Annotated in this window: 1 pseudogene; it reads right to left on the reverse strand. The window is 37.6% G+C overall.

Annotated features, from left to right (window positions below):
• Positions 1–3,110: pseudogene (locus tag V6251_RS15080) on the reverse strand (hypothetical protein); the annotation flags it as partial.

Below are 3,110 nucleotides of genomic sequence, written 5' to 3' on the forward strand. Positions count from 1 at the left end.
GTTACTGATATGTTATGTACTTCTGCAAAGGCTGCTGTGGTTACTTCTGCTGTGATTACTGGTGGCTCACTTTCTTCTACCGTTGCAGAGTCGTCATTAGTACATCCGGTAACTGCATCTGTTACTATTACTGTATACAAACCACCTTGTGTTGGTGTTAAGCTACTTCCTGTTTCTCCTGGAAGGGTTACGCTTTCTAATTGCCACTCAAACGTGTAGTCTGTCGTGCTTAATCCTGTATCTAATACTGGTGTATTTACCACTTCGGTTCCGTTTGTATTAACACATAATAAATAAAAGTCATCTAAATCAAACTCTGGTAATGGGTTAACTTGTAATGTGATTTCGGCAGTGTCATAACATACTGAGCTGTCTGCTTGATTATCTAACACACCATCGCCATCAATATCTACTGCATCTGCAATACCATCGCCATCAATGTCTACTTCATCAATTAAACCATCTGCATCTGTATCTGTTCCGTCTGATAGTCCATCGCCATCAACATCTATTAGATCAAAAACGCCATCTAAATCGGTATCAATTGTATCAATCGTTCCGTCGCCATTAAAGTCTATTCCTGTTGTCCCTAATCCTGCTAGGTCGATAGCCAATGGTAATACAGTCATGGTATTGTTATCTACACGTACATAAATAACTTGTGGATTAACACTGTTTTCATATAAAAATGGTAAAGCATCTGTTGCTGCATCGGCATCTGCTTGTGTTGCATAATAGCTTACAATGTAATTGGCTGGATCTTGTCCATCTAATACCTCTGGATTTAATGTTAATAAATCAAATTGTGCGCTATCATCAGTTGTGTCTCCATCGGTTTCCATATTGTCATCACATATCTGGTATACGATTGGTACTAAGTCTGGATTGGCTTGTGCTGCTTCCTGAACTTCGATATTAAATGTCGTGGTCGTATCACATCCTGTTAGGGTATTGGTGATATTAACGTATATGGTTTGTGGGTTACTTGTATTGGTATATGGACTGCTTAATGCATTCATGGCCATATCTGCTTCACCTTGTGTTTCATGATACGTTACAGTAAAGATTGTTCCGTCTTGTCCGTTTAGGATTTCTGGTGTTTTACTTTCTAAATCAAAACCATATTGACCATCATTAAATAATTCGCAATAGATATAATCTTCTATTGGGCTAACCTCTGGTAATGGATTTACTGTAATGTCAAAACTTACTATAGTATAACATCCTGTTCCTCCTGTTCCTGAGGCATCTGTTCCGTTTGTTACACGCATGTAAATCGTCTGCGGATTGATTGCTACGCCTGGATTATCTGGATCTTCATTACTATGTGCTGTTGGATCTACTATTTGATTAGTTCCCATTAAGGCATCATCTAAATCCGTATAGTAACTTGCGCTTACGCCTAATTCTCCGTTTATTGTGGTTACTTCATTTGTGGTTAGATCAAAGATTTCTATTAAATCATTTGGTCCTACAATATTCACATCATCACATAATTCTAAATCTGTAGGGTTTTGTAATGGTGTTGGGTTTGGTAACACACGGATGGTTAATGTTGTAAATGAGAAACATCCTGTATCTGCATCTGTGACTCTAACATAAACTGTTTGTGGGTTAGCTGGATTTGTTCCTACCATCATATTAGTATACATGGTTGGGTCTACTATTGCACTAACGTCGGCTTGTGCATTGGCTTGTGTTTCGTAATAGGTTACAATCCAACTAGGATTACCTGCGGTAATTTCGTCATTTTTAACCGTTAGGTCAAACGTTGCCATATCGTCATTGTTTTCGTAATAATTTGCATCTAACTCATCGCATATTGCCAATGGTGTTGGTTGCACAATTACTGGTGGAAACTCAACTCGGATTATAAATGAGCCTGTTGTAACACATCCATTTACGTTACCTTCTAATCTAACATAAATTGTCTGTGGGTTAGTAACATTAGTATAGTTACCTGTGTTGACTATTGGACTAGTTCCGTTGTCTGCTGCTAATTGCGTGGTATGGTAAGTTAATGTAAAATCTGCTGGATCTTGTGTCCCTAAGATTTGTGGTGCCATTACTGTATCAAAATCAAATTGGCTAAACCCATCATCATTATCATCACATACAATATAATCATCGATTACTACTGGTACTACTGGTGATGGTTGTACTTGTAATGGTAATACGACTATTGTAAAACATCCTGTGATATCATTTTCTGCACGCACATATATCATTTGCGTGTTTGCAACGATATTTGTGTATGGACTAACTAAGGCATTTAAATCGTTTGTCGCATCGGCTTGTGTTTCGTGGTAACTGATGCTTACGTCTGGCTCTCCATTTAAAATCGTTGTTGTTTGACTGTCTAAATTAAAGGTTGTAAATCCGTCGTTATCGTCATCACATTCTATTAAAGCCACTGGACTTGCTTGTGGTGATGGGATAGGATTAACTCTTAAGTCTAATGTAATTGTGCTTACACAGCCTGTTACATTATCCACTGCTCTTACATAAACCGTTTGTGGGTTTACAATATTAGTGTATGGACTAAATATTTGGTCCGCTGCTGTAGCATTGTCTGCTCCTGATTGACTAATATAGTGAGTTAAGGTGATTCCGGTTTGTCCTGCTAGAATTTGTGCATTGGCATCTTCTAAATTAAAGGCTTCTACTTCGTCTCCTGGATTGTTATAATCACATAAGGCTATTGGATCAGGTTGTACTAATACTGGTAATGGGTTTACAATTAAATCCATTGGTGTTACTGTAGAACAGCCATTAGCGTTATCATCCACACGTACCCAAATAATTTGTATATCTGCGGTTGTGTTTGTGTAAGCATTTGGTGTTGCTATTGCGTTTGTTGGTACATTAGCGTTGGCTTCTGTTTCGTAAAATGTTATTGTATAATCTGCTGCTGCTAAATCGTTAGTTGTATCTGAATCTAACTGATTTAATATCTCTGGATTGTTTAATTCTAAATCAAAAATTGCAAAACCGTCTGCATCATTATCACAAACTTCTAAAGCACTTGGGTCTGTTATTTGTGGTGTTGGATTTACTATTAAAACCAAGTCTACAAACGTTGCACAGTCTGTTGAGATTGTTGCACTTTC

Origin of the sequence: Olleya sp. Ti.3.14 (assembly GCF_038154885.1) — a bacterium.
Classification (GTDB): Bacteria; Bacteroidota; Bacteroidia; order Flavobacteriales; family Flavobacteriaceae; genus Olleya.